The sequence below is a fragment of the Streptomyces sp. S063 genome, assembly GCF_002832675.1.
In the GTDB taxonomy this organism is placed as follows: Bacteria; Actinomycetota; Actinomycetes; order Streptomycetales; family Streptomycetaceae; genus Streptomyces; species Streptomyces sindenensis.
The window spans coordinates 5261585-5282128 of record NZ_CP021707.1 but is presented as its reverse complement, the minus strand read 5'-3'; the positions used below and the strand labels follow the sequence as shown (position 1 = coordinate 5282128).

The following is a 20544-nucleotide window of genomic DNA, read 5'->3' as shown; positions in this document are numbered from 1 at the left end:
CTCTGGTTAGGCGTTCTGACCTGCGGTTTCGCGGGTCGCGTCGCCTACCTGTCCGCACCCGGTCCGCAGGTCGCCGAGCACGGCGTCCATGACGGCCCGGGTGCGGTCTTCTTCGCCGGGCCACAGGTGCGCGTAGATCCGCAGCGTGATGACGGCGGACGCGTGCCCGAGGACGAGCTGCACCTGCTTGACGCTCGCACCGCCGGCGATGAGCGCGGAGGCGTAGAAGTGCCGCAGGTCGTGGGTCACCATGTGCGGCAGCTCGACGGCCTTACGGCCTTCCCGCTCGGCGGCCCCATTCTCGGCCGCCTGGAGCGCCTTGCGAGCGCCATTCCACTCGGTCTTCCACCGCCGATAGTTGAGCGGCTCGCCCTCCTCCATGGTGAACAGCCACTCCTTGGAGGGCCGTGCGGCGAGATGCGCGAGGAGCGCGTCGGTGACGACCTCGCCGACGGGGACCGTACGCCGGGACTTGGCGGTCTTCGGCGGCCCGATCTTCCCTGACTGGAGCCGCTGCCGCTCGACGCGGATGGCGCCTGCCTTGAAGTCGACATCCGACACCTTGAGGCCGAGCAACTCGCCTATGCGCAAGCCTGACCCGGCGAGCGTGACGATCGCCGCGCGGATGTACGGCGGCATCACCCGGGCCATGGCCTCGACCTGGGCGACCGTGGGCGGGGTGACCTCCTCGTCTGGCATGGCCGGGAGGGTGATCCGGCGACACGGGCTGGAGGCGATGGCCTTGTCGTCCACGGCCGCCGTCATGACGCGTACGAGGACGTCGTAAACGTTCCGCACGCTGCCGGGGCCGAGCTGGTCGGACAGGTGCTTGAAGAACACCTGGATGTCGTTGCGGCGTATCGCCGCCATGGCTCGGGAGCCGAGCGCCGGGATGAGGTGCAGTCGCAGCGCGTTGTCGGTGATGCGCTCGCCCGCCTCGCTGGCGATCAGCGACTCCTCCCACTTCTTCGCATACTTCTCGAACGTGATCCGTCCGGCGCGCGGATCGACGTACTGGCCGGTCACGATGCTGGCCGTGACCTCGTCGAGCCACCGCTGGGCGTCGATCTTCCGCTCGAAGTGGCGGGCGTGCTCCTTGCCGTCGAGGTCGCGGTAGCGGGCCCGCCATTTGCCGTTGGGGCGCTTCTGAATGTTGGCCAAGTGGCCTCTCCTTCGTGTCGGTTGTCAGTAGTGGCCGCCGTCCTCGATGTCACTGCTGAGCGTGCGAGCGTCGCGCTCGTCGCCCATGAGGCGGAGGCACTGCTCATGGATGGCCCGCGAGCTGTCGGGATGGGCCTTGATGTGGTCGGAGATCGCGACCACTGCGTGGTGTAGACGGTCGCGCGCGTCGCGGGCCTCGTAGAACGCTTCGACGGCCTCCTGGACGAGGCGCCGGCTATCGATGTCGAGCCCCTCCAGGGGCGGGGACATCAGCTCTTCGAGAGGGAGCTCGAAGACGCGGCTGAAGGCGAGGGCCTCATCGAGATTGATGCGCCGACGCGGCGTGCCGTTCTCGATGCGCCAGACCGCCGTCTGGTTCATCTTCACGCCGGCTCTGGTCACCCGATCCGCCAGCTCAGTTGTGCTCCACCCTCTGACCTCGCGCTCCAGGGCCACGCGCGCGGCCACATTCCCCTCGCTGTAGAGGAGCGGCACCTCGCCACCCTCTGGCCTGTCGCCTGCCATCGAACCTCCATCATCACCATCGCTATCCGAATTGAAACATGGGCTTCCCGATTTGGCTAACCGGCGATCGCGAGGTACAACCTATGCAGATCGAATTGCCATCTAGCCGAAAGGGAATGCATGCGATACCTGACCACCGCCGAGGTCGCGGTGCGCTACCGCACAGCCGAGAGCACCGTCCGCTACTGGCGCCAGATCAAGAAGGGGCCGCGCGGGATCAAGGTCGGCAAGCGGGTGCTGTACCCCGAGGCCGAGCTGCTGCGCTACGAGCGCACGCTGATCGACGGCCGAGACGAGTGGGGCCTGGCCTCATGAGCCACCGGCAGCCCCTGACACAGCAACGGCCCCCGGCGCGCCAACGCCGAGGGCCGGAGATTCCCCTGCACGTCGCCCATCCCTGAACGAACGAACCGGTGAAGGTCGGGACCTTGCCCGCCCCGTCCCCCACCTGAGAGGAACGTCGATGGAGGACTCTACGTCCCCCGCCACCTCGAACACATCCGAGGTTGTCTGGCCCACCACCGCGGTCCCCGGCCAGGGCATCCCCTGGCGCAACAGGGACCGAACGGAGCCACGGTCCCCCGCTGCACACGCCAGCGGCGATGCTTCGACGGGTGTTCCGGTCGGGGACCGAAACACCCCCAGCGCGGCATCTGTGCAGGTCAGTGCCCTGGGGACCGGTCCCGCCGGAGCGGAAGCCGGGGACCGGACGGAGACTTCCGGTCCGCTGGTCCCCGAACCCGGTCCCCGAATCCCGGGCGAGCACGCCGTGCTCCGAGCCGATGGTGAGAGCCACGGTCCCCACGCATCTGCGGGGACCGTGGTCCCCGACGGCGGATTGGGGACCGGGGACCGCACCGGTTCGGCCGGCGAGACGGCCGACGAAGGAGCCGCGTTGCTGGATGACCTACGTGCGGCTATCGGCCGGTACGTAGTGCTGCCGAGCAACGAGGCTCTGACGGCGGTCACCCTGTGGGTGGCGGCCTCCCACATCCAACCCGCGCTCCAGCACGCGCCACGGCTGGCGGTGGTGGGGCCGACCAAGGGGTGCGGCAAGTCCCGGGTCCTGGACGTGCTCCATGAGACCGTGCACCAGCCGATGATGACGGTGAACACGTCGCCTGCGGTGGTGTTCCGCGTCGTCGGCAAGAACCCGCCGACGCTGCTGGTGGACGAGGCCGACACCATCTTCGGCCCCAAGGCCGGCGACAAGGAGGACCTACGCGGACTGCTGAACGCGGGGCACCAGCGCAACCGGCCTGCCTGGCGAATCTCCGGGCCGGAGCACAAGCCGACGGCGTTTCCCACCTTCGCCATGGCAGCGCTCGCCGGGATCGGCGAACTGCCGGACACGATCATGGACCGGGCGGTCGTGCTCCGCATGCAGAAGCGCAAGCCGGGCGAGCGCATCGCCCCGTTCCGCTCGCGGTACTCCGTTCCGGAACTGAACGCGCTACGGAACCGGCTGACCGCCTGGCTGGCCCCGCTGCGGAGCACCGCTGAGGGCCTGGTTCCACAGATGCCGGTCGAGGACCGCGCGGCCGATACGTGGGAGCCGCTGGTCATCGTCGCCGACCTGGCCGGCGGCCGCTGGCCCGCGCAGGCCCGTGCCGCCTGCCTGGCGCTGACCCGGAACGAAGTGGTCCAGGACGAGCAGACGACGCTGAAGACCCGGTTGCTGCGGGATATACGCCGCGTGTTCGAGCAACAGGGCGACAAGGAGGCGCTGCGCAGCCACGACCTGCTCGCCGCCCTCATCCAGGACGCCGAGGCACCCTGGGCCGAGTACGGGACGAAGGGCCTGAACGCCTACCACCTGGCCAACCTGCTGCGCGACTTCGGCATCAGCCCGGCCAACCACCGCTTCGAGAACGGCAGGCAGGCCAAGGCGTACGCCCGTAACCAGTTCCTCGACGCCTGGGCCCGCTACTGCCCCGACCCCGCCCAACCGGCACCCACAGCCGAGGAGACGGCGCTCGCACGTCGAGCCCCGGGCAAGCCACCGGCCCCTCCGTCGGGGACGTTGCCCATCGGCCCGCCCGGCGGGCCTGCCAGCCCCAGGCCCACGCGCTGACACGAGCTCCGTATCAATCCGTCGCATCCGTCCCCGCGCAGGTCAGCGCGGGGACGGAGTTCCTTGCCGATACGGATCACTCCGTACCTGCGGCCGCCTCCGTACCTGTCCTGACCAGCTACGGGACGGATGCAACGGACGTGACGAAGCCCCACCCCACACGACCACCGGAGCACCACCATGCCCGAAACGAGCACCGACAACTCCCCCACCCGCCGCCGCAAGGGATTCTTCGGCCTGACCCGCCGATCAGCAGCAAGCTGGAGCGAACGAGCCTCTAACGAGGCTTCGTCCGCGCTTGCCCCCGCCCCAGGGGTGGCGGAGGAGGAGGCCGAGCGCCAGGGGGCGCCCGAGCTGGAAGGGGTCATAGCCGACTCCGCCGCCCTCCGCTCCCAGACACCGACCGACGTCCAACCGCCTGTCGAGCAGCCCTCCTGGCGGGACCTCGACGCCCCCGCCCTGCCCGCACTGATGAACCGCAAGCGCACCGTGGAGAAGCGCGACCAGGAGAAGACCATCCGCTTCACACGGACAGCGGTGGGCGTGATCAGCGCCGCCGCCCACCAGCGCGGTCAGAAGTTCGCCGGATTCGTCGGCGACGCCGCCCTGGCCGTCGCCCTCGGCAAGGCGGGGCTGGTCGGTAGTCCGGAGGACGACCCGGTCCGCCCACTGGTCGAGGCAGTCGAGGCACACACGGTCGCGCTGAACCGCATCGGCGGCAACCTCAACCAAATCACCGCAGCCATCCATCGAGGAACAGTGCCCGAGCGCGCCGAGGCGGTGCTGGACCGCGTCGAGCAAGCTGCCGAGAGCAGCTACCGACTGATCGACCAGCTCCTGACGGAAGGCACCGCGCATGGTTCCTGACGTCTCCACCGGCTCCGACACCCGCGGACTGATCGTCTACCTCTTCGGACCCGGCCGCCGCGACGAACACATCGACCCTCACATCGTCGCCGCCTGGGACATGGCCGGCGCCCCCGACCCCGGCCGCGACCCGGCAGCCACCTACTCCCTGCTCGCCAAGCGCCTCGACACCCACGTCGACCTGCGCACCCGCGAGCTGGGCGGCAAGAAACCACCTCAGCATGTCTGGCACTGCCCGGTCCGTACGGCGCCCGGCGACCGCTACCTCACCGACGCCGAGTGGGCCGAGGTCGCCCGCCGCATAGTCCACGCCACAGGCATCGCCCCCGAAGGCGACGCCAAGGCATGCCGGTGGATCGCGGTGCGCCACGCCGACGACCACATCCACATCATGGCCACCACCGTCCGCGCCGACGGGCGCCGCCCACGCACCCACCACGACGGACAGCGGGCCCAAGCCGAGTGCCGCAAGATCGAGGCCGAGTTCGGCCTGCGCCGCCTGAAGTCCGGCGACCTCACCGCGCCCCGCACCCCCACCGGCGCCGAACGCGCCAAGGCCGAGCGCCAGGGTCAGGCGGTCACGGCACGGCACTGGCTGCGCGAGCAGGCATACGCGGTCGCCGCCGCCGTACGAACCGAAGCCGACTACTTCTCCGTGCTGCAGTCCCTCGGAATCAAGGTCAAGACCCGCCTCGGCCCCGAGACCGGTGACGTGATCGGCTACAGCCTCGCCGCACCCGGCGACACCAACGCGGCCGGCGAACCCGTCTGGTACGGCGGCTCAAAACTCGCCCCCGACCTCTCCATCAACCGCCTGCGCGAACGCCTCCCCGACCAGAAGGTGGCCGACCACCCGCGGTATGTGGCGGACCCCGCCGACCCATGGCGGCACACCACCACCGTCATACACACGGCACGCATCGTCCTCGACTCCGGTGACGATGCCGCCGCCCAGGGCCACCTGGCCGCCTTCGGCGACGCCCTGTACAACATCGCCAGCGCCACGACCGGCCCGCACCGGGCGGAACTACGGGCGGCGGCGACGGCGTTCAACCGCGCCCGCCGCTCCGCCACCCGCGCCGACCACCAGGCCGCCACCGCCCTGCGCAAGGCTGCCAAGGAACTCGCCTACGCCTCCAGCGAGCCGGGCGGACTCGCCATCGCCCTGCTCTTCGCCACCGTGCACCTGGCCCGCGCCGCCGCCAAGTGGCACGAGCAGCGCGGCCACGAACAACAGGCCGCTGCGGCCGAAGAAGCCCTCCGCCACCTCCAGGCGGGCTACCAGCAGGCCGCCACACCCGTCTTGGCTGGCCTGACCCGCCGCGCACCACGATCCGCAACCGCCCACCGCTTCGAACAGGACGTTCGCGCGGCCCTCCCCGACCACGCCGACCGAATCCTCGCCGACCCCACTTGGACCGCCCTGACCACAACCCTCGCCCAAGCCGAAACAGCCGGCCACAACCCCCGACGTCTCCTGGCTGACGTAGGCACCCAACGAGAGCTCGACAGCGCCGAGCACCCCGCCGAGGTCCTCAATTGGCGCATCACCGCTCAGCCGAACCGGCGGACGCAAGCAGCTCGCAGCCGAAGCACGATCAGCGGAACGTCGTCCATGCCCGCCACGCCACACCCTCCGGCCGCACCAGTGGCTACGAGGCCCGAAGAGCGCAGTCGGTACCTCTGACCCCGGCCCGATGCCCCGCCACGGCTCGTGGCAGGGCATCGGGTCCGGCTCAACGGCAGAGCTTCATGATGGTGTCGTCGAAGTCAGGAAACTCCTGTGTGGCCTGCGCGATGATCGCCACTGCCGACGCGCCGCGGTCCGGAGCGAATCGCTCCGCGATAGCCGCCAGGTCGCGATTGACCTGAGGAGCCCAATCCGACTCGGGCTCGTATGAGGTGGCTGCTTCCCACGGGCCGAAGCCGTCAGCCAGCAGCCACAGGAAGGCACCCAGGTCGCGAGCGACGACGCCTGTCTCTCCTTCGGAGCCCAGAAAGACAACGGGCTGCTCGACCAGTTCCCGACCGGGACGAACAAGCCAGAATGCCGCGTTCCCGCCGGTGCCGTCCTGGCCGAATACGCGGAAGTCGTCGCCGTTCAGCTCGCCGTTGCCTGTCCACGCGCGGAACCACTCGGTGGTCTCATCGGCGGTCAGGAAGGACGCGTAGGGTTCGAAGTCGACACCGTCCTCGCCAATGCACTTGAGCCGGACAGCCATGGCGGCGGCAAGCGCGGCGGGGAACTGGCGATCTCCGTTCTCGACCATGCGAAGAGAGTAGCGATCGGTTCGGCTTAGCAGCACCGCCTGCGATCCGGCTCAGCCGGCACCCGCACTCAGGGCAGTCAGCCGCGCGACCAGGTTCGTCTCAATGGGGCTCGTTGAAGGCGGCAGCCCGCTGCTGGCCAGCCTCGGAGCTGCTCGCATTGATTCCCCACCCAATCGGCAGCATAGGCGACCGCCGACATCGCTCCCTTGGACGAGTGTGTCGCTCCGGTCGGCCTCGCACTCAGGTGAGGCCGACCGGCGAACAACGCTTCACGAGCAGTTCCACTCCTCGCTGGGCAGTGCGTGCCACAGGTCGAGCCAGTCGTGGAGCAGGAAAAGGGGGCGGGTCAGGACGACGTCGCCGGCCCGCTGAGAGCGGATCGCCAGGCCGAGATCGGCGAAGACCGGATCGCCAGCGACGCTGTACGCCAGGCTGCCGGGCCGCGTTGTGCGGTGGACGAGCCAGTCCTCCAAGTGGGAAGGCGCGCAGCCGGTCAGCGGGGCTGCGTCCAGTCTCACCTGGGGGCCGGTGAGGGCGTCTGGCGCGACGCACCCCAGGCGGCCGTCGTGAAAGAGGGCGCTGATCCCGCTCTCAGTGAAGTCGGCGTAGTTGAGCTGCCGGTCTTCGCCGTGGTGGGAGTAGGACGAGACGGCCGGTCCTTCGCCGAGGACGCGGGTGATCTCCTCCAAGGTCATCCCGAAGTGCAGAGGGCCAACTCCTGCGTACGACGTGAACGTCCACTCGGCACGTTCCTCCTCCCGGGCGATTCGCCACGGGCCGCGGTACCCCGCCTCGCTTCCTGGGGCAGCCACGGGCGGCTCGGGTGCTGGCTTGTGCGGGGCGGCCGGTATGGGAGCGGTTCGGTCCTCACGCCGGCGGCCGAGTCGTTTCGGAGCCGCGGTGTCCTCGGGTTGCCCTTCCAGCCAGCGGATCGCCTGCTCCTGTTCCTGGCCGCCGAACGGGTCCTCCGCCAGCGCGCCTGCCCGGTCCAGGGCCGCGCGGCGCTCCTCCTCCGCGGTGACGAGACCGGTGACATCCTCACCCCAGGCGGCCAGCCGTTCCCGGGCGATCCACCGGTAGTACGAGTCCGCGCTCACGGCCAGGACCTCGCGAACGGCGGGCGCGTACCGGGGTACGGACGAGGCGAGGGCGGGGTCGGCCAGGAGCAGGGCGGTGGCCGCGAGCGCGGCCTCCCTAACCAGTGGATCGTCGGCGGCGCAGAAATCCGCGATGCGGTCGTGGAGTATTGGCCTTGCCGCGCGGGCGGCGGCCAGATTCTGCGCCGTGCCGACGCCGTCTTCGACGTCCAGGCGGGCGATGTCGGCGAACAAAGCCAGCCAGTTCAGCAGTTCGACGCGAAGCGACCGCCGACCGGCCCTGCACTCCCACCGGTCTTCGGCGAGGGTGCGCGGATCGTCGAGAAGATAGGCCAGGACCAAGGCTGCCGGAGCGGTCGCCGGAAACACCTGCTCCTGATTGAGGAGCAGCCGATACAGATCTCCTACCGCCCGTATCCGGCGGGCCGGGTCGGTGGCGAGCACAGCGCCAAGGATGTCCGGTGTGTCAGGCACACCGTGCCGGCCCGTACAGACGTGCGGCAGCTCTTCCCAGGCGGTGCTGGCGAGCTCTGCCTGTGCTCTGGGTGGCAGGGAGCTGGCGGGAGCACCAGAAAGGTCTGAGGTCATCTCGTTGATCACGACCGCAGTGTTCCAGCCGACTCCGACACCAGCGGCGCCGATACGTGCCACAGACCGCAGACGGCTCACTGGCTTTGTCCACGAGAACGGGAGTCGTTTGTCGATGAGCGCGGGAGGCACCTCAAAGTCGGCCAAGTCGATGTTCACGAGTTCGGGAGGCACCCGCGGTGCCGCCCAGTTGGGCACAGAGCGGCCAGGGGCGCCTGACGGCGCCGGTGGAGGATGCCGGCAGCACCCTCCACCGGTTTCGCTACGCCATCAGCTTGTGCAGGGCGAGCACCGTCGCGCCTGCGGCACCGAGCCCGGGCAGCGGGCCTGCCAGGATCAGGACGATGGCGCCCGCCAGGACGCCGGCGAGCAGGATGATCGCCCAGCGCTGCGGCAGGGGCTGGGGGGTATGGGAATCCGACACGTACTGTTCTCCTTGAAGAGATCCTCGAGCAGGCGGCCCCGGCTGGACCCCGGGGCCGTTCGCGTCTGTGCGAACGGCGTGGCCGTCGCCCGCGTTGAGCGGGCCTGAAGTCCATGGTGGGGGGCCTGGAAGAGCCTTCGCCAGGAGATGATCAACGTTTTGATCCGGGTAAAGGCCGTCATCGACGGCCTTTACCCGGATCAAAACGTCGGGATCAAAACGCTAACCTTCCTTTCGTGGCTGATGCACGGGAGACGAACGAGCGCAGACTGCGCCGGCTGCAGCAGATGCGAAGGACCGGTTCGGTCACGAAAGCGTCTGAGGCCCTGGGCGGAATCTGGAAGGCCGGGAAGAAGCCGGACTCGATCATCCTGCGCAGCGCTTTGCTGCGGGCCGACGGGGAACGGTCGAGACTCACCAAGCTGGTCCTTCCGCGGGGGATAGCGCTGCGCTTCTACCTGCTGGCCGTCTTCGAGGCGCAGTGCCGGCTGGACACAGGAGACCCCTGGCAGAACGTACGCCCGCTGAAGGGGCCCGAATCGTGGTCCACCCTCGTTGCCATCGACGGTGCGTACGACACTGCGTCGGGTGCGTACGACGCCGCGTTGCAGAACATGCCTCCCGAGCTCCGCGGTAGTGCACGCGCGGAGGAGCGGTGGCGTACGAGGAAGCTGGAGGACCTGCGGCTTCGGCAAGTCAAGGGAGCCCTGAGAACTCTGGAAGATCTCGGCCAGGAAGACGCCTTGGTCTCCATACCTCGGGGCGCGCGAGGACAGCGGTTGTACGAGGACTTCTCGCTCATGGAGGAAGGCGGGCGGGGCGATATGCCGACCCCGGACCACTACACCGTCCCCGCCCGTAGCTGGACAGCCACTAGGACGATCACGCTCCCCAAGGACTTCTTCCTGAAGGGCTGGATCCAGGTGCTCAATCCTTCCGAGGTCGCCACCTGGCTCATCCTGAGAAGGATGAGCCAGTGGGCGCCCACGAAGCACCGCATGTCGGGCGTCTTCCTCACCACGCGGCCCCGCATGCAGGTCTTCGGCCTGCGTGACGATGCCTGGGAGGACGGCTGTCGGCGCCTTCTCGAGTTCGGTCTCATCCGCCACGCCGAGCCGCCCGAGGGGCTAGAAGCTGCCGTGGCCGCGATCGCCGACCCCGTGATAACGGCGCTCTTCTCCCGGCCGACTCGCGTCCGCCAGGCTTACGAGCCGCACTTTTGGCAGATGACCGACGATGGGCTTGCCGAGGACGCCGTGCAGAAGCTGGACCGGGAACTCACCCATCGGCGACAGGCACTCGCCGATGCCGCCATGAAGCGCGTGCAACACGATCCCGAGCGCCTCGCCGGCCATGCACCGGCCGACGAGTGAGGCGCGCGTCGCACGCCGCTGCCCTGGGCCCGGCCCGCTTTGCCGAGTGGAACCTCGAACCGCCGGCCCGGCCGTCAGCGACTCCCGAACTCATCGACGTTGATCAAGCGGCGAGGTCTCGCAGTGACTCCGGGAGTCGTTGATAAACGACTCCCGTTCTCGTGTGCGGAGCCAGCTCACGCTCGAGCAACACTCTGATGCCCTCGCTGCTCGTGGCAGCGAGGGCATCAGGGCGTCAGGCGGCGCGGGCTGTGGGTAACTGCGAGACCCACGTCGTCAGCCCGGTCAGGTGCTCGGGCTGCAGCCCGTGGTGTGGGTCGGGCTGAATGAGGAGGGTCGACGTTCCCTTCGCAGTGCGCTCCGCCGCCCATTCATGGTCGAGGCCGGTGAAGTCGTCGTCGATCCAGACGGCGGGGACGTCGCCGAGCCAGGCGTCGACGTGGTCGCGCTTCCACAGGTAGCCGTTGGGGTGGCTGGTGGTGATCTGCGGACGCGGGAGATCGACGTACGGCAGCGTCGGGAGGCCCAGGAGGGGCCCGATGAGGGTGGTGGCGTCCTGTCGCCAGCTGGTGCACCAGACCGGGGTGACCAGGCCGGTGCGGATCACGTCCATGAGAAGGCGGCCGTGGTCGGGGTCGAGCCAGACGGTGACCGGGTTGTCGGCGCTCCGGCTGGTGGGGACGACGTCGTGGCGGGCGTGGGTGGCCGGGGTCGAGCCATCCGCGTTGGGGAAGGGTATGAGGACGCCGTCGATGTCGAGGAGCAGATAGGGCGGGCGCATCGGTCCCTCCAAGGGAAGCCGGGGCGAACGGCTGGTCAGAGCTTGCGGGCGCGGATCAGCAGGGTGGTGGGCCAGTGGCCCATGCGGGGGTCGTGGAACTCCTGGGCCGAGGTGAGCCAGAAGCCGGCCTGGCTGAGGTGCTTCTCCCAGCGGTCGGTGTCGAATTCCCAGCGGGCGATGGGGAGCCGGGTGCGGTCGGGCAAGGTGACGAAGTCGCGGCGGGGCCGGTCGTCGCCCGAAGGGCTTCGGCCGCCACGCTGCGGGTGGGGGACGGAGAAGGCGAGCACTCGTCCGGGCATGAGGCGCTGCGCGATGGCCGGCAACAGGAACTCGGGGGCGACGAGGCCGACGGCGCCGAAGACGGAGTAGACCGCGTCGAACTGCTCGTCGGAGGCGTGCAGGTAGTGCAGGGCGTGGCCGGCGACGAAGGTGAGGTTGTTCAGCCGTCCGTAGTGGGAGCGGGCACGGCGGACCTGGAGGCCGACCAGGTCGACGCCGGTGACGTGGGCTCCGTGGCGGGTGGCGAGGTGGGCGGCGTTGTGGCCGGGGCCGCAGCCGAGTTCCAGGAGTCGCTTGCCGCGCAGGTCGGCGCCGAGGCACTCGGCGCCGGGACCTTGGCCGGGTCTCGTGGTCCATTCCATCCGGGCGGGTACGGAAAGGGGTTCGGCGAGTCCGGCGGTGGTGCGTTGGAGGGCGTGGGCGTGCCATGGGGATGCCTGGGCGAGCACGTCAGATCTCCAGGAGGTGGAGGACGTCGGTGAGGTGGCGGCGGACGGCCTTGGCGTAGGCGGGGTCGGTGGCCGGGTCGTTGATCCAGCGGATGGACTGCTCCATGAACCACTCGACGGCCCACATGCGGTGCCAGCCCAGGGCCCAGTTCTCGGCGGTGAGCCCGCCGCGCGGGGCGAGGGCGTCGGGGGTGCCGCCGGCTGTGACGTACTGCTCCAGGAAGACGCGCAGGCGGACGGGGTGCGGGGGCTCGATGGTGCCGTGCCAGCTGGCGAGGTCGAGCAGGCCGGGGCCGGTGAAGGCGCGGGCGAAGTCGAGCAATCGCCAGCCGCGCTCGCCGATGTGGAGGCTGGTGGAGTGGAACTCGGAGTGCACCCAACCGAACGGTTCCAGCGTCGCTCCGGCCGAGCGGGCCTCGGCGGCCTGGGCGATCCGGTCGAGCGCGTCCTCGACATCGTCGGCGTCCTGCCACCGATCGGCCTTGCGCAGCCGTTCGAGATGCTCCAGCGCCCTGGCCGGCAGCGTCCGTAGCCGGTTCTGGTCGAGGACGGGCAAGGGCGGAGCCGTACGGGTGCCGTGCAGGACCACGGCCGCAGCGACGCCGTCGAGATCGTCGGCCTCGCGGACGGACGGCCCGAGGTCCTCCATGAGCATGCCGAGCCAGCCATTCAGGACGGCGGAGGCGTGGATCTGGGGGACGGGGACGCCGAGGGTGTGGGCCAGGCGGAGGGCCTGGTCCTCGCTGTCGAAGGGCTTCTTGGCGTACTTGAAGATGGCCGTGGTGCCGTCGGGGAAGGCCACGCGTTCGACGCCGGACATGGACCACACGCGTACCTCCTCCCGTACGGCGGTGGTCTGGCCGGTAGCGGTGAGCAGGTTGTCGAGGAGTTCGGCGCTGGGGTTCGTGGTCACGGGAGGGCTCCGGGGAGATGGTGGCGTCCGGGGCGGGCGAGGGATGCCGGCCCGTCCCGGAGCCTGATCGGGTGGGTTACGCGGCGGGGTTCACGCGGTGGGCGTAGACCTGCTCGATCCAGCCCGCCTTGAACGCGGCGAGGTCGTCGCGGAAGTTCGCCATCGAGGCACCGTAGGGCGCGACCACGCCGCCCGACTGGTCCGGCACGGACTGGCACCCATGCACGAGCCGGCCGCCGAGCGCCGCGTGGGCCTTGATGGACTCGATCCGGCGGTGCTCGTTGAACCAGCCGCCGTGGTATACCTCGTCGAGCATCCCGCCCATCTCGTCGTCCAGGTCGAAGACGACGGAGGTGGCGGCGGGGAAGAACCAGCACGGGCCGACGTTGGAGATGTGCCCGTCCAGCTCGACCTTGTTGAGCGCCATGAGCGTGGCCGCCTCGCGGAGCATCCGCAGGTGGTCGGCGGTGATCTGCGGCAGGCCGAGGCCGGCCAGGTGCTCCTCGCGGAAGAGGTACGCGTACACCTCGTACGCGGTGGCCAGGACGCGGGCCGCGTCGGAGGTGGACTCGCTGTGCTGCTTGATGAAGTCGAGCGCGAGCTGCTCGACCGCGCTCTCGGTCGTCTCGTCCACGTCCAGGAGCTGGGACTTGACCAGCTCCCAGTCGGCGACGAGCCATGTGTTCGACTCGAAGCGGAAGAAGTACTCGGCCGGGTCGATCGTGATGCGCCGACCGTCGACCTGGATGCCGGGCAGGCGGCTCCAGCGCGGGTCGAACGTCTCGGGCAGCTCGACCGTGATGGCCGTGGTGTGGATGGTGGTCACCGTGTCTCCGTCTCTGTTCGTCCGGTCTCGGGCACAGGAATGCCCGAGCCTCGTGTGGGCGTACGGAACTTCGGGGTGCCGCCCGGACCAAGGGGGAGCCTGGATCACGGTCGTGCCGTTCCGGGCGGCTGCTGATAAGTGAACCGGTGGTCACGCTGAGTGGGTACGGTGGAAGGCAGTTGAAGCGGTATACGCGGTTTACAGCCCCAGGGCGGAGGCGATCGTGACGGCGCAGCGAGAACCCAACTCCCGTCTGCGCGACGTCATCGCGGCGGTCGACTGCACCTACGAGGCCCTCGCCAGAGACGTGCGGCGCATCGCCGCCGAGAACGGCGAGGTCCTCCAGACCAACAAGTCGGCCATCTCGCACTGGGTGAACGGCACCCGTGCCCCGTCCGGCCGGGTAGGTCAGTACCTGGCCGAGGCGCTGTCCCGCCGAGCGGGGCGCACGGTCACCCAGACCGAGATCGGCCTCCAGGCCAGCGGTGACGAAGCTCCGGCGGAATCCGACCCTGTCCTCGCCGCCACCGACCTGGGCCGTGCCGACGTCGAGCGCCGCCGCTTCCTCGCCATCGCGGCCTTCACCACAGCCGGCGTCGCCATGCCCCTCGGATACGACCACGAAGCCACCGCCCGCATGCTCCGCGCCCGCACCGGCACGTCCCTGGTCGGCACGGAGGACGTGGACGTCGTACGCCAGATCACCGCGGCCTTCAGTGCGGCCGACGAGCGCCTCGGCGGCGGGCACGGCCTGACCACCGTCACCGCGTATCTCGCCGACACCGCCGCACCCATGCTGCGCGGACGCTTCCCCAGCGAAGCCTTACGCAGGGCCGCCTTCGGCGCCGTCGCCGAACTCGCCTACCTCGCAGGCTGGAAACACCACGATCTCGGCCAGGAAGGCGCCGCCCAGCGCTACTACCAGGTCGGCTACAAGCTCGCCTGCGAAGCCGACCCCCACGGCCACGCCGCCTGGATGATGCGCGCCCTCGCCCACCAGGCCCTGAGCCTCAAGCAGCCCCACCACTGCGTTGACCTCGTCGAAGGCGCCCTCCGCACAGGTCTCGGCCACGTCGACGGCCAGACCGAAGCCCTCCTCCACATCACCCACGCCCGCGCCTACGCAGCCGTCGACGAGCACCCCTTGGCCGCACGCGCCCTGCTCGCCGCCGAAGACGCCCTCCTCCGTGATGACAACCCCCAGCCCAGCTACTCCCGCGTGAGCGGCCCCGCCGCCGGCACCGTGGCCAGCCACACCGCCCGTACCCTGACCGACCTCGCCGACCACATCGGCACCGAGCAGCAGCACCGGGACGCCCTCACCCGCTGGGACCCTATGAAGTACAAGCGCGTCCACGCCCTCACCCACGCCGACCTCGGCGACAGCCTCGCCGCCCAGGCCCGCGCCGATGAGGCCGTCGCAGCCTGGACCCAGGCCCTGGTCCTCATGGAGGGCATGACCTCCGACCGGACCCGGAAGGCGATCACGTCGATCCGCTCCACGCTCGCGGTTTACCAGTGCCGCCGGGTTCCCGGCGCCGCCGATCTCGCCCGCCGCGCCCGCGAGGCACTCGCCTAACATGCCCAACAACCCGCCCGACGAAGGGAACACCGTGACCGAGCAGACCGACGATCAGCCGAAGGCCCTGAAGCCGGCGCTCGAATCCATGACCCTGCTGGTTGCCGCCGTCATCGTCCACGACAAGGCCAGCAACCGCGTCGTCCTTCTCCAACGCAGCGAGAACGCGAAGTTCGCCCAGGGAATGTGGGACCTCCCGGTCGGCAAGAGCGAGCCGGGCGAGCCCATCACCGAAACCGCGGTCCGCGAGCTCTATGAGGAGACCGGCCTCACGGTGAAGCCCGAGTCCCTCAAGGTCGCCCACATCATCCACGGCGCCTGGGGCGTCGAAGCCCCCAACGGCTTCCTCACCGTCGTCTTCGCCGCCCACGACTGGACCGGCGAACCCGAAAACCGCGAACCCCGCAAGCATTCCCAGGTCTGCTGGGTCGACGCCGACGCCATCCCCGAGAACTTCGTGGACACCACCGCCAGCGCCCTCCACCGGTACCTCAAGGGCGGCCCGGAGGTCTCCCTCAACGGCTGGCGTTAGAGATACCGACCGTTCTGCGGCCACCTCGCCATCGGGTTCCGATTCAATGCCCCTTAGCCTCTGAAACCCGCCCACAGCCCCGCTCCGCAGCACCGCAAGCACGGCTCATACGCCGCGCGGCGATCCTCAGCTCTTCCGTACGGCAAGGCGCGCTTTTGCGCACGCCGATCTACTGCCTGTGTGGTCGTGGCACAGTGAGCACCAACGGGCGAAGGTGAACTGAGGCGGCCTGAGAGAGGCGAGTCGCCTGCGTCTGCAGATCAGACAGCAGTGTGTCGGGCGCGAGCTTCTTCGCCTGTGTCCTGCGCTTGTCCCCTACGGCGTCCCAGAGCTCAATCGGGTACCAGCCAACGAGAAAGATCCCTGCGTCCGTCCTCGCCTCGGGCAGGTACCTGCCCGACAACTGCTCCTCCTGAGCCGTCAGAACCTCGTCGTTCCAGGCACCCTTGACCTCGATGACCAGTTTCACATTCGGCCGCGAAGCCTCGCTGGGATCGTCACCGGCTGATGGAAGCGCCTCGATAAGGATGTCGGTGCGGTCACCCGCGCCGTAAGGATCCGTGGGGCGAATCAGTACCTCTCGGTTCACCGCGACTCGGTGCCCGGCCAGCCTCAGATTCAGCTCGTGTGCGAGGTAAGCGCAGAGGGCAGATTCGGGTTTGGGACGCCAGACGTCCGGAATGGCCTCATCCTCCGTGGCCGTCACGGGCTTCTTCCGGGGACGCTTACCCGGCGTCCGATCCCAAAGCAGTTCGCCGTGCGAGGGAAGATCTCGGCCTACCTCTTCAAGGATCTCCTGCACAACGTCGATGAGATCTGTGCTGGTGCGGATGACGCGCCGTGACGGGTCCTGGAGAACCCTCATTACGTCTTCGGGACGCACCTGCATCCAGTTCGCGGCGGCATATTGCTTTGTGGCCGAGACAAGTGCAGCAGCCACGGCAAGCCTGTCGGGGTATCGGGCAGCCAGTTGCCGCAATTGGTGAACGGATTCCGCAGTGGCCCGTTGACTTAGTTCACGGAGTAGGCGGTCTCGCCATTCTCTCGCTTGTTCCTCTGCACTCACCCAGTGCGCTTCGAGGAGGTTCTGGTCTTGATCGGGGTCATACAAACCGCTGAGCCACAAGTAGAGACCCGCAACACCCGTCTCATCGAGGGAACTCTGGATCCACTCGGTTTCGTTTCGTGCACACGCTTCGGCCAAGCGGCGGCCAAATTCACTGTCTGCCGTAGCGAGTCCTTCAATGCGCGGCCAGTGCGACTCTGCGTCAGCGCCCAACAGAACTTGGGCTGCCAGGACTGCAGTCCTCGTGATCGTCTGACCGAGAGCAATGTCAATGAGGTTGTAGGCGGTCGCGCTCTCTACGCGAAGGAGGGAGCTGAGGATGCTGTGCCACGTGCGAAGGACGGCCTCTCGTGCCTCCTCATTGTCGGGGACGACCACCACTGCTTCTTCAGCTGCCGACACGCCCGGCTCTGCACCGGAAGCCACCCTCGGTACGACCCCGAGGGAGGCTGAAATTTCCGTGGCAAGGTACTCCATCGCCGTACACACCTCCGTGGCCCAGCCCGGATCGACAGAGTTGAGTTCGATGGGTTGCCGAGCGTTCGAAAGGGCCGACGGCACCAATTGAGTGATGCGCGTAGCCAAGGAATCGGCCGCATGCTGGCTGGCCAGGCGGAGGAGGTCTACCCGCACTGGCTCCATGAAACTCGTTGACATACCCAGGATCTCGGTGAGGATCGCGGCAGTCCACGAGCTCCACGCCGATGGAGGCAACTCGGCGAGCCGCTTGCAGCCATGCAACTCGACCAACAGGGCGTATCCGGCCCAGGAACGCTTGTTTCGCTGGGAGTTCTGAAGCCAGGAATCAGCTTGGTCGTGTTCAGTGGCGAGATAGCGCAATGCGAGCTCGGGCAAGTCCGAGAGGCTGTCGTCAACTGCGACTGCCCCTGGCCATGTAGAAATGGAGCCAGACAGGTCCTCACCCCTGCCCGTCTGCGGGTTGACACGCAAGCGGTACAGAAACCGCCACAGGCTGTCGTTGCTTCCTTCCCTGGCCTCAGTAAGGAGCCGCACCTGCTCAGCAAGGAACTCCACGGCTTCGGGCCAAGTCTCATTCGCTGCTTCATATCGCCGGCGCAGCGTCTGCGCCAGTCTGCTGTCGAGAGCAATCGGTTCATAGAAGGGACGCATATACGGCCACGCTGGGTGCTGCTCATCGTAGGCCAGCTCGAACGCCTCGTGATCATCACGCAGAAACAGGCAGGAGGCCAGTTCACCGTACGCAGCGACGAGCGCATCGTCTCCGGACGCCGCCGCAGCAGCCACCTCATCCAGCGCCCATGCAAAATCCGCCTCGTCCACCAGCTGGTGGCGGATGGCCGAATCGGGGATCGAGGTAGCACCGTTCCACCGCAGCGGCGGTCGGCGGTCCCAGTCATAAACGATCAGATAGGCCGCTTCACGAGGATCGATCTTCGCCTGGATAGCCTCGCTGACAAGCGCCTGGGTCAAGAGTCTTCGGAGTGTCTGAACGTGCACGGGCTCCTGCCCTTGCCCGTCAGGTTGCAGGCAGTCCGGAAGGCGGACCTTATGGTGCGCGCGGAAGAGGCCCAGGATGATTTTCGCCAGGGTACTCAGATGCTGTGCAGCGTCCTCACTGCGGAGCGTACGGTCAATTGTGGAATCAAGCAGCGGAGTCTCGATGCGATCGGGCGAGAATACGAAGCCGCCCTCCGGTGGCTCCGGCTTGAGCACGGCCGCCTGGACCCAGGCTAGAAGTTCTGACAGGTGCTCATCCGTGCACTGGCTTGGCATGTTTCTCAAGAACTGGGCGTAATTGCCGTACAAGTGTGGAGACGGAGGGCGCAGTGCGGCAAGTACCGACGCCATGTCCAAGTGTTCCGGCCACAGAAGGGTCAGCAAAGTGCCCCGCAGGTCTTGGTCCGCGTCTACCCGCTCCGCGTAAGAAGGCTCGGCAAGCGAGGTGAGGACTCTGGTGAGGACGGGCACGGTGCAGTCGGCGTCACCGCAGGCATACGCCGCGCGCGCTGCCAGCCGACGCTCCGTCTGGTGCCAAGCGTCGTTCCCTACCAGCCGTAGGAGTGCGTCGGCCAGTCTGGGGTGAGCCTCACCTGCTTCCTGGGCAAGCTGGATGGCCAGGCGGATTCTCGCTGTGGTCGGCCAATCGGCCGCACCTTCACTTGGGGCTGTTTCCAACACGTCGGCAAGCTGGTCCGCAAACAGCGGGTGGCTCAGGTCCCAGCGGGAAAGCTGCCAGCGCGTGTCACTCAGTTCAACCTGGGCCGCACGCTCAAGCAGGCGGCTTACAGTCAGCCGACGGACCTCGTCGGAGCGCACAAGGGAACTGTGCACCGCCAGGCTTTCCGGGTCGGCAGCAGCCAGCCAATCGGTGGCTGTGGGGTTCATGGCCACCAGCCAAGCGGCGGTCTCCCGCAGAGGCGCAGGAATGCTGGCCGTTTCTCCATCCGGTGCGCCAACCAGGAAGAGGTTTTCCAGTTGCTGCTGCGTCGTCCCCCGGTCAGTGAGATACCGAGCCGCAAGGTAGGCGGCCACCGATGAGTGCCGGAACTCCACTCTATTCTGGTCCGGCACCGTAAACAGCGCCGTCCCCAAGGTTTCCTCGACTGCCTGACGCGTGACGTCGAACGCGCCCGCCGCAGTCCGCTCCTGGCCGTCCGCCAGTGCGCCGCCCTCCAAGTCGTAAGGGCCGGCCTCGAACGCGCGGCCGCGCCACACTGTTCGGTGCCCGGAAAGCAGCATCCAGGCAGCGATGCGTCCCGCCACTGTGAGCCGCTGCGGGACGGTGCTGGTCACGGCCCTACGTTCCCTAAACTGGTCATGATCCTCCGTGAGGTGTGCGACGCCTCGGGCGAATAGGTCCTGTGGCGTGCCGTGCAATCGGCCATCGACCCGATAGGTCAAAACCAGCAGTTCCAAGGTCAACGGAACACCGGCAAGCACAGCAGCGCCGACCTCCTCAGCCGCCGTAACCAGCGCTTCACCCGGTACGTCAGCACTGTCGGCCAGCGCTACGGCCTCATCGCGACTCAAGGGAACCAGGTCGACACACCAGCACGCTCCGAACGCCTCGGACAGGACAGGGGTGAGCGCCTGGGGATAGTCCGCCGTGCGACAGGCCATGAGAAACCGAACCCTGCTGGTATTCCGGCCGCGCAACGACTTCTTCAACCGCCCTGGCAAACGTTGACGCAGCGAGCTCTCGTCTACCTGGTCCAAGACAACCCACAGCACTCCAGCGCTGTCCGCGGCATCTCGTTCTGGGGGCAATGAGTCGAGATGGCAGCCCAACTCATCCTGGTACGAGTTCTCGGTCAAGTCCCCGCCCGCCACCCACAGACATGCGTCGGTGCTCGGGTCCCACGTGTCCATCACCCGGGGCAACGTCTTGACAAGATGTCTCAGGACTGAAGTCTTCCCTGCCCCTGGCTCGCCCAGTACGACCATCGCGCCGTCAGCCGCGACTACCGCGGGAAGCGCGAGTGCTCCGTCACGCAGCCTTCCGCCCTCGACGACCACGTCGTCATCACCAGTGCGAAACGCCTCGGCGACTCGAGGAATCGAATCCTCCGCTATGGCATGCGCGCCACGGATTCTGCAGACCCGAGGCATGTGAAAACGGAACACATCTCCCACCATGGCCCAATTCTCTCAGCGCTGACTGACAGCAAGCGTCGCGACCGGCAGCCTCAGATTAGGCCGCTCCAGCTATCCCGTGGGCCCAGTCCGCACACAGTCCGCAGGACACCCGATCAGGACC

At 68.2% G+C, this 20544-nt stretch carries 17 protein-coding genes; 7 read left to right on the top strand and 10 right to left on the bottom strand.

Features of this window, described 5'->3' with window-relative positions; translation table 11 throughout:
• Positions 1 to 6 precede the first annotated feature (6 nt).
• Positions 7 to 1161, bottom strand: a complete 1155-nt coding sequence (locus CCZ36_RS24545; protein WP_128818573.1) for a tyrosine-type recombinase/integrase — start codon at positions 1159 to 1161, stop codon at positions 7 to 9.
• Positions 1162 to 1185: 24 nt separating this feature from the next.
• Positions 1186 to 1686 (bottom strand): helix-turn-helix transcriptional regulator, encoded by a 501-nt coding sequence (locus CCZ36_RS24540; RefSeq protein ID WP_128818572.1) that lies wholly within the window; start codon positions 1684 to 1686, stop codon positions 1186 to 1188.
• Between the two features lie 120 nt (positions 1687 to 1806).
• Between CCZ36_RS24540 and CCZ36_RS24535 the strand changes: the two genes are divergently transcribed.
• The 4 genes from CCZ36_RS24535 to CCZ36_RS24520 all read left to right on the top strand — a co-directional run bounded on the left by CCZ36_RS24535 (position 1807) and on the right by CCZ36_RS24520 (position 6314).
• Positions 1807 to 2001 (top strand): helix-turn-helix transcriptional regulator, encoded by a 195-nt coding sequence (locus CCZ36_RS24535; protein ID WP_128818571.1) that lies wholly within the window; start codon positions 1807 to 1809, stop codon positions 1999 to 2001.
• Positions 2002 to 2506: 505 nt separating this feature from the next.
• The gene (locus CCZ36_RS24530) at positions 2507 to 3760 is read left to right on the top strand and encodes a DUF3631 domain-containing protein (protein WP_128818570.1); all 1254 of its coding nucleotides are present in this window, start codon (positions 2507 to 2509) and stop codon (positions 3758 to 3760) included.
• Positions 3761 to 4075: 315 nt separating this feature from the next.
• On the top strand, positions 4076 to 4627 hold the full coding sequence (locus CCZ36_RS24525) for a hypothetical protein (RefSeq protein WP_128819727.1): 552 nt from the start codon (positions 4076 to 4078) through the stop codon (positions 4625 to 4627).
• A complete protein-coding gene (locus CCZ36_RS24520) occupies positions 4617 to 6314 on the top strand; it encodes a relaxase/mobilization nuclease domain-containing protein (RefSeq protein WP_128818569.1) in 1698 nt (565 codons plus the stop codon). The genes CCZ36_RS24525 and CCZ36_RS24520 overlap by 11 nt, the downstream gene beginning before the upstream one ends.
• Before the next feature lie 49 nt (positions 6315 to 6363).
• Here CCZ36_RS24520 and CCZ36_RS24515 read toward each other — a convergent pair whose 3' ends face one another.
• The 3 genes from CCZ36_RS24515 to CCZ36_RS34875 all read right to left on the bottom strand — a co-directional run bounded on the left by CCZ36_RS24515 (position 6364) and on the right by CCZ36_RS34875 (position 9007).
• The gene (locus CCZ36_RS24515; RefSeq protein WP_128818568.1) at positions 6364 to 6897 is read right to left on the bottom strand and encodes an SMI1/KNR4 family protein; all 534 of its coding nucleotides are present in this window, start codon (positions 6895 to 6897) and stop codon (positions 6364 to 6366) included.
• Between the two features lie 270 nt (positions 6898 to 7167).
• On the bottom strand, positions 7168 to 8439 hold the full coding sequence (locus CCZ36_RS24510) for a hypothetical protein (RefSeq protein WP_237302738.1): 1272 nt from the start codon (positions 8437 to 8439) through the stop codon (positions 7168 to 7170).
• Between the two features lie 406 nt (positions 8440 to 8845).
• Positions 8846 to 9007, bottom strand: a complete 162-nt coding sequence (locus CCZ36_RS34875; RefSeq protein ID WP_164873542.1) for a hypothetical protein — start codon at positions 9005 to 9007, stop codon at positions 8846 to 8848.
• A 236-nt stretch (positions 9008 to 9243) separates the two neighbouring features.
• Between CCZ36_RS34875 and CCZ36_RS24505 the strand changes: the two genes are divergently transcribed.
• A complete protein-coding gene (locus CCZ36_RS24505; RefSeq protein ID WP_128818566.1) occupies positions 9244 to 10380 on the top strand; it encodes a hypothetical protein in 1137 nt (378 codons plus the stop codon).
• Positions 10381 to 10615: 235 nt separating this feature from the next.
• On the opposite strand, the gene CCZ36_RS24500 is transcribed toward CCZ36_RS24505, so the two are convergent.
• The 4 genes from CCZ36_RS24500 to CCZ36_RS24485 form a co-directional block, all read right to left on the bottom strand.
• Positions 10616 to 11161, bottom strand: a complete 546-nt coding sequence (locus CCZ36_RS24500; protein WP_128818565.1) for an HAD domain-containing protein — start codon at positions 11159 to 11161, stop codon at positions 10616 to 10618.
• Positions 11162 to 11196: 35 nt separating this feature from the next.
• Positions 11197 to 11889 (bottom strand): class I SAM-dependent methyltransferase, encoded by a 693-nt coding sequence (locus CCZ36_RS24495; protein WP_128818564.1) that lies wholly within the window; start codon positions 11887 to 11889, stop codon positions 11197 to 11199.
• Position 11890: 1 nt separating this feature from the next.
• The gene (locus tag CCZ36_RS24490; protein ID WP_128818563.1) at positions 11891 to 12802 is read right to left on the bottom strand and encodes a phosphotransferase; all 912 of its coding nucleotides are present in this window, start codon (positions 12800 to 12802) and stop codon (positions 11891 to 11893) included.
• Positions 12803 to 12878: 76 nt separating this feature from the next.
• Positions 12879 to 13628 carry a hypothetical protein gene (locus CCZ36_RS24485; RefSeq protein ID WP_128818562.1) on the bottom strand — a complete coding sequence of 250 codons (750 nt, stop codon included), beginning with the start codon at positions 13626 to 13628 and terminating at the stop codon, positions 12879 to 12881.
• A gap of 223 nt (positions 13629 to 13851) precedes the next feature.
• Between CCZ36_RS24485 and CCZ36_RS24480 the strand changes: the two genes are divergently transcribed.
• Positions 13852 to 15207 carry a tetratricopeptide repeat protein gene (locus CCZ36_RS24480; RefSeq protein WP_128818561.1) on the top strand — a complete coding sequence of 452 codons (1356 nt, stop codon included), beginning with the start codon at positions 13852 to 13854 and terminating at the stop codon, positions 15205 to 15207.
• A gap of 1 nt (position 15208) precedes the next feature.
• A complete protein-coding gene (locus CCZ36_RS24475) occupies positions 15209 to 15739 on the top strand; it encodes an NUDIX domain-containing protein (protein ID WP_128818560.1) in 531 nt (176 codons plus the stop codon).
• Positions 15740 to 15908: 169 nt separating this feature from the next.
• Here CCZ36_RS24475 and CCZ36_RS24470 read toward each other — a convergent pair whose 3' ends face one another.
• Positions 15909 to 20423 carry a hypothetical protein gene (locus CCZ36_RS24470; protein WP_128818559.1) on the bottom strand — a complete coding sequence of 1505 codons (4515 nt, stop codon included), beginning with the start codon at positions 20421 to 20423 and terminating at the stop codon, positions 15909 to 15911.
• Positions 20424 to 20544: the final 121 nt, after the last annotated feature.